Genomic DNA, 5,803 nt, shown 5'->3' with positions numbered 1-5,803 from the left:
TAATGCAAAAATTCGAAACCAGCAAATCTATCATATTTTTGGTTCTGCAAGAGGTCTGTTTTATATGTCTATTTCTTCGGTGGGAAAGGAGTAAGCAAAATTTATATTGCTATAAAAGCTCACAAATTAATCTGTCGTACAGAATCTTTACAAATGCAGAAGTTGACGAATCTTTGGGGAAGAATTACGGGGAAATAGCTTCAAGGTTTTTAGCTTTTCCTGTACTTAGAAATAATTATCAAGTCTATTTTGTGTTTCTTAAACCCTTTCGGGGTTTGGTTATTAAGTCACAAAAATGTGATCACACTTTTGTGACTTAATATAATGAGAATGATTTAAGGATTTAATCATTCGTTGACATACCTGAACAACCAAAGTAATATTGCGATTAATGTGGCTTAATTTAAAATCTATAAAATTACAAATAATCCATAAAAACTATAAATAATTATGAGGAGATAATACTATATGGAATGGTACTTACTGGCTTTAAAGAAGTATAAGGATTTCGATGGAAGGTCAAGGCGAAACGAGTACTGGTACTTTGTTTTGTTCAACTTTCTAATTGCTCTAGTACTAGGGTTTATCGATGGACTACTTCGTTTAACTCTCCCTGGCTCGGGGCTTGGATTGCTTGGTGGGCTTTATTCTCTAGCCGTTTTATTACCAGGGATTGCTGCAGGTATTAGAAGACTACATGATACAGGTCGTAGCGGTTGGTGGCTTTTGATAGCATTCATTCCTTTTGTAGGAGCTATTATTTTGATCATCTTTTTAGCTTCCGAAAGTCAGCCTGAAAGGAATCAGTACGATGTAGATTTATAAGATAGAAATTTGATTCTGTCTTAAGTATATAGAGCGAAAAACTGTTTAGATGTTCATGAAAGTAACAAAGATACTGTTATGAAGCTTTATTAGTCGGAAGATTCTAATTAACTTCACAGCCTGATCGAATAAGTTAAGCTGTGAAGTTACAGTCCTGCAAACCATTCATATCCTTCATCTACCCAGTAACCTCGACGTTGTTGAACAAGCTCATTGGTGAAGGTAACGCGAATTACCCATTTTGATTGCTTGTAACCAAGCTTAATCGGAGAAGCTAAGCGCAAAGGTGCGCCATTCTCAATTGGAATATCTTGACCATTCTTTTGATAAGCAAGTAAAGTTTGCGGATGTAAAGCTGAAGCAATATCCCAACTTTCATAATAATTATCGGCGGATTCAAAATAGACATAACGCGCTCCTGCTTTGGGCTGGACTAACTTCGCTAGATCGTATAGACGCACGCCTCCCCACTGCACGATCGCTGCCCAACCTTCCACACATACATGGCGAATTACCATTGATATTAAAGGTAGCGATCGCACATCACTCATGCTCAATTGCATAGGATTATTTACTGCTCCATCTACTATCAATTTAAAAGAATTGGGATTGATTACAGGTGTGGTATCAAAAGAATTAATCAATAAAGCATTAGGCTCAATTGCACTAATGGGATATTCTGGTGCAGGGGTTTTCGCTTGAAAAATCAACTCTTCAATACTTTGATTAAGCGGTTCAAATATAGCTCTAACTTTGTCTGATTGTTGATTGAGTGGCTTAAAAATAGGACTAACTCTCGATCCAGAATCACCACAACTACCTAAGAGTAAGCCCATGCCTGATAGACTCGCATATTGCATTAACTGACGACGAGAAAATCGATGGTGCTGATATTTATCAAATTGCATTTTTGTCATCCTAATCAATCTCTTGAGTAATTTTTGTAAAAGCTAAATAAACATCGAGCGAATCATTTTTAAACCACCCACTTTCAATGATAGAAAGATATGGGCGATCGCAAAAATCAGCACAATTGGAACTGTAAGAAAATGAGCAACGCGGAGATTTTGCCAATTACCAAATAGTCCTGAAATCCACGCAAACTGTACAGGTTTGTACATACATAACCCAGAGAGAATAGCTAGCAGCAGAATGGGAATGATTGCGGTATAAACAAGACGATGCCAAGCATAATTTTTGCGCTTAGGATTTTTGGCTTGGAGCGCTTGAATATCTTTGTCAGAAGCAAAACGATGCTTCCATCGGCGCGTGAGAAAGATATAGATGCCATAAATGAGCAAACTCATGGAGAAAAGCCACATGGAAGCAAAATGCCAATTGCGACCTGCTCCTAGCCATCCGCCCAAGAGTAACTCTTTGGGAAAACGCCATCCTGCGCGTCCTCCAAATACAGGATTTGCGTTATAAATTTGCAAACCACTAGCTGTCATCAAGATTAGCGCAATCAAATTAATGGAATGAAATGCCTTCACAAATATGGCTTGTTTAGGAGCAGGAGCAGTTTTTGGACTCATAACAGGAACCTTGACTTAGTGAATTTTGGCTGCTAATTGTTATAAGAATCTATTCTTTTGTGTGGCGAAGCCGCACCAAAAATAGATTCTTACAGATCAAATAATGGTGGGAAGAAAGGCGCTAACCAAAGTTGGATTTGGATATCCCAACCAAGAATAATGGCGATCGCAGTCATGGAGATCATTAAGCCACCTATTTTCTGTAAAAGCTGACTGTGAGCACGTAACCGCAAAAAAGACTTGCTAAAATATCGACTAGCGTAAGCGATGATCAACATCGGAATACCTGCGCCAAGCCCATAGAACAATAGCAGAACGAAAGCACTAAAAACTTGTTGTTCAGCCACCGCTAAAACGAGAATACTACCTAACACTGAACCTGCACAGGGAGTCCATAACAAACCTAGTTGCGAACCTAAAAGAAATTCTCCCATTAGGTTGACTCTATTTGTCTGCTTAAACTTAGGAAGTGGTAACTTGGATAGCAAAAGATAATTTAACTTCGGAAAAATTGAGAGAATCCCTAAAATCAATAGGAATGCGATCGCCGTAATTCGCATGAAATTTGCTAAGTCTGTCAGCCAGATGCTAGCAATTCCAAGCAAACTGCCTGTGATCGCAAATCCACTCATGGTTCCTGCAACCAAAGCGACGGGCCCATAGCGATGGGTTTGGAGCGATCGCCCAATCAGAATTGGCAAAATGGGCAAAATACAGGGCGAAAAAGCTGTTAATAAACCACCCAAAATCGCTAAGGCGATCGCTAAAGGAGAGAGTCCCATCGCGGTTATCCCAATAATTGTTTGATTGTTTGTTCTGTTTGTGTGTAAGCGCCTTCGCCGATGTGATCATATCGTAATTTGCCTTCGCGATCGGCTAAATAAAGATGCGGCCAATATTCATTTCCATAGGCTTTCCAAGTCTTGAACTCGTTATCCAGAGCCACTGCATAGTTAATACCATGTTTCTGCATGGCATCTTTGATGTTGTTCACATCGCGCTCAAAGGCAAACTCTGGTGTATGCACACCAATTATCTTTAAGCCCCTAGCAGCATACTGTTCATGCCATCGCGTCACATAGGGTAAGGTTCTCTGACAGTTGATACAGGCAAAAGTCCAAAACTGAATCATCACGACATTTCCCTTTAAGTCTTGAATTGACATAGGATTGGAATTTAGCCATTGGGAAATCCCTTGGAATTCTGGTAGTTGTTGACTAATCGAATTAGCAGAAGCGATCGCTTTATCAGGATTATTGGATTTAGGAAGATCAGACACAGGAATTATTTCTGTAGATATTTTAGGAATAATTGGGTTAGAGATTTTTGAAGAGCCAATTTGAGTGGCGATCGCTGCACTCCCTGCTCCCAAAATACCCAAACCTGCATAGGTTAAAAATCGACGACGGTGTAATAAACTCTTGTCCATATTAGCCTCAAGACAAAGGAGCAAAGCCGAAAGTAGCATTAAACTTACGACACCAAACTGCTATAGATTGGTAATTGTCGATCTGAATATCCTTAGGAATTGCATAGCGTTGCTTACCATTAAAACTCTTCAGGGGAGCAATCAATGCGTAGTCTCCTTCAGCGATCGCATAGTCAGGTGGCTTGGATACGCTCAGAATATTTGGCGATCGATGCAAAATCACAAATAGGTCGGGACCATTCTCTGATGTCTTAAAAGTTTGGTCAAGTTCAATAAAATAGGTTCCATTCTCTTGAATAATACTTGCCTTGCCATTAGTAGTATGCTCACCACTGATAAAACTACCAGATCGCAATGTAGTATTGGCTTTTGTATTAGTTTCTTTAGAAGCAGAGGCAATTGGTGTAGAACTTGCCTCTGCTTGAGAAGTTTTGGGGACGTTGGTTGGAATAGAAGCACATCCCAACACCAAAACTACAGCCGCAGTAGCTAGACTCAATTTTTTTGTAATCATAAATAGGGTTCCGTCTAGAATTTATCTGAGGAGCAATTCTAGAACTGCTCCTAAATTTTGTAGTTAATGTGCAGTCTCAACTCAATAAATACAAGGATTGGACTATTGCTTAGGAGATTCAGCGGGCTTACCATCTTTCATAGCATCGCTCTTCATGGCATCATTCTTCATGGCATCGCCAGACTTATCCTTCATAGCATCGCTCTTCATGGCATCATTCTTCATGGCATCGCCAGACTTATCCTTCATAGCGTCGCTTTTCATAGCATCGCTCTTCATCGCGTCGCCAGACTTATCCTTCATAGCGTCGCCTTTCATAGCATCATTCTTCATGGCATCAGCAGGCTTTGCCGCAGGAGTAGATTGAGTTGCAGGAGTTGCTTCAGGTGTCGTAGATGTAGCGGAACATGAAACAATTCCAGCAGTCAAAGCCAACCCAGCAATAAGTCCAATAAATCTATAGTTCATCGTTATAAGCTCTCATTCCAAAAAATTGATGTCAAGTAATCCTTTCGCGATTTACTTATTGAATATACGGATGAGTGAGCAAATTGGATGAAGTAATTTTAAAATCACAGCCCATCGAGGGATTAAGTAGCACAGTAACAACACTTAGAGCATGTTTGAGAAGTTAAGCGAGGCGTTTGATGAGAAATTGAATCATGCCAACATAGAAAAAAGCCTCAGAAGTTTCAGGTAAAAGTTCGTACTCTCTGTTCAATCGACAAAAGCGAGAAAACCATGCAAAAGTACACTCAACCACCCAACGTTTCTGTTGGACAACAAAACCCTTTTGCTCCCTAGGAGGAACAACCACTTGAAAACACCAGTAAAAGGTATGCAGAGTCGCGAGAATGAAAGCTTTACCACTATAACCACGATCTACCCAAATCGTTGATAGACGTGGAAAACGGTCACGAATTTGATTGATTTTTTCTAAACGTATAGTTGTGTCCTTGCGATCATTGAGATTCGCCGCAGTAACTACTACCTTCATTAGTAACCGAGAGTGTAAAGTGAGATGTGTAAAGTCTGGGAAGTATACAGAGAGACAATCTAGACACACAATACCAACACTAAAAAGATGAATATAAGCAAAGAATTGCTAGATGAATTGTTGCAAGAATGTAAAACTCCACCCGACCTATTCGGAGAAGGAGGAATTCTGAAGCAACTGACCACCGCCTTGGTGGAAAGAGCATTGGAAGCAGAACTATCAACTCAGCTAGGCTACGGAAAGCACGAACTCAAACTAGCAGGACAAACCAACAGTCGCAATGGCTATAACGGGAGTAGTGCATCACGGTATCGCATTCCCCTTGGTATGGATGCTGCTAGATAAAAAAGGTAACTCCAAGCGTTGGGCAATTGAGACTTTGTTTGGTTGTTTTAAATCTCGTGTTTTTTGTTTGGAGTCTACGCACCTTCAAGACCCTGAACGCCTTTCTAAACTAATTGCTTTATTAACTCTGGCTTTATGTTGGGCTTTTTGTTCTGGGC

Annotated in this window: 8 protein-coding genes and 2 pseudogenes; 3 read left to right on the top strand and 7 right to left on the bottom strand. The window is 40.0% G+C overall.

The window, feature by feature from the left end; translation table 11 throughout:
* Positions 1-468 precede the first annotated feature (468 nt).
* Positions 469-825, top strand: coding sequence for a DUF805 domain-containing protein (locus B9G53_RS15680; RefSeq protein WP_094533924.1), 357 nt, complete (start codon positions 469-471; stop codon positions 823-825).
* Between the two features lie 146 nt (positions 826-971).
* Here B9G53_RS15680 and B9G53_RS15675 read toward each other — a convergent pair whose 3' ends face one another.
* The 7 genes from B9G53_RS15675 to B9G53_RS15645 all read right to left on the bottom strand — a co-directional run bounded on the left by B9G53_RS15675 (position 972) and on the right by B9G53_RS15645 (position 5,369).
* Positions 972-1,733 carry a molybdopterin-dependent oxidoreductase gene (locus B9G53_RS15675; protein WP_094533928.1) on the bottom strand — a complete coding sequence of 254 codons (762 nt, stop codon included), beginning with the start codon at positions 1,731-1,733 and terminating at the stop codon, positions 972-974.
* A gap of 42 nt (positions 1,734-1,775) precedes the next feature.
* The gene (locus tag B9G53_RS15670) at positions 1,776-2,360 is read right to left on the bottom strand and encodes a cytochrome b/b6 domain-containing protein (protein ID WP_094533922.1); all 585 of its coding nucleotides are present in this window, start codon (positions 2,358-2,360) and stop codon (positions 1,776-1,778) included.
* Positions 2,361-2,449: 89 nt separating this feature from the next.
* Positions 2,450-3,142 (bottom strand): cytochrome c biogenesis CcdA family protein, encoded by a 693-nt coding sequence (locus B9G53_RS15665; RefSeq protein WP_094533920.1) that lies wholly within the window; start codon positions 3,140-3,142, stop codon positions 2,450-2,452.
* 5 nt (positions 3,143-3,147) lie between these two features.
* The gene (locus B9G53_RS15660; protein WP_094533918.1) at positions 3,148-3,789 is read right to left on the bottom strand and encodes a thioredoxin family protein; all 642 of its coding nucleotides are present in this window, start codon (positions 3,787-3,789) and stop codon (positions 3,148-3,150) included.
* A gap of 7 nt (positions 3,790-3,796) precedes the next feature.
* The gene (locus B9G53_RS15655; protein ID WP_094533916.1) at positions 3,797-4,303 is read right to left on the bottom strand and encodes a DM13 domain-containing protein; all 507 of its coding nucleotides are present in this window, start codon (positions 4,301-4,303) and stop codon (positions 3,797-3,799) included.
* Positions 4,304-4,405: 102 nt separating this feature from the next.
* Positions 4,406-4,771, bottom strand: a complete 366-nt coding sequence (locus tag B9G53_RS15650; RefSeq protein ID WP_094533914.1) for a hypothetical protein — start codon at positions 4,769-4,771, stop codon at positions 4,406-4,408.
* Between the two features lie 163 nt (positions 4,772-4,934).
* The gene (locus tag B9G53_RS15645) at positions 4,935-5,369 is read right to left on the bottom strand and encodes a transposase (RefSeq protein WP_254923678.1); all 435 of its coding nucleotides are present in this window, start codon (positions 5,367-5,369) and stop codon (positions 4,935-4,937) included.
* Between the two features lie 69 nt (positions 5,370-5,438).
* Between B9G53_RS15645 and B9G53_RS28580 the strand changes: the two are divergent.
* Positions 5,439-5,549: pseudogene (locus B9G53_RS28580) on the top strand (hypothetical protein); the annotation flags it as partial.
* A 106-nt stretch (positions 5,550-5,655) separates the two neighbouring features.
* Positions 5,656-5,803 (top strand): annotated as a pseudogene (locus B9G53_RS28575) (transposase); the annotation flags it as partial.

This window comes from Pseudanabaena sp. SR411 (assembly GCF_002251945.1).
Lineage (GTDB): Bacteria > Cyanobacteriota > Cyanobacteriia > Pseudanabaenales > Pseudanabaenaceae > Pseudanabaena.
The sequence above is the reverse complement of the archived record's forward strand: the minus strand, read 5'-3'. Positions and strand labels throughout refer to the sequence as shown.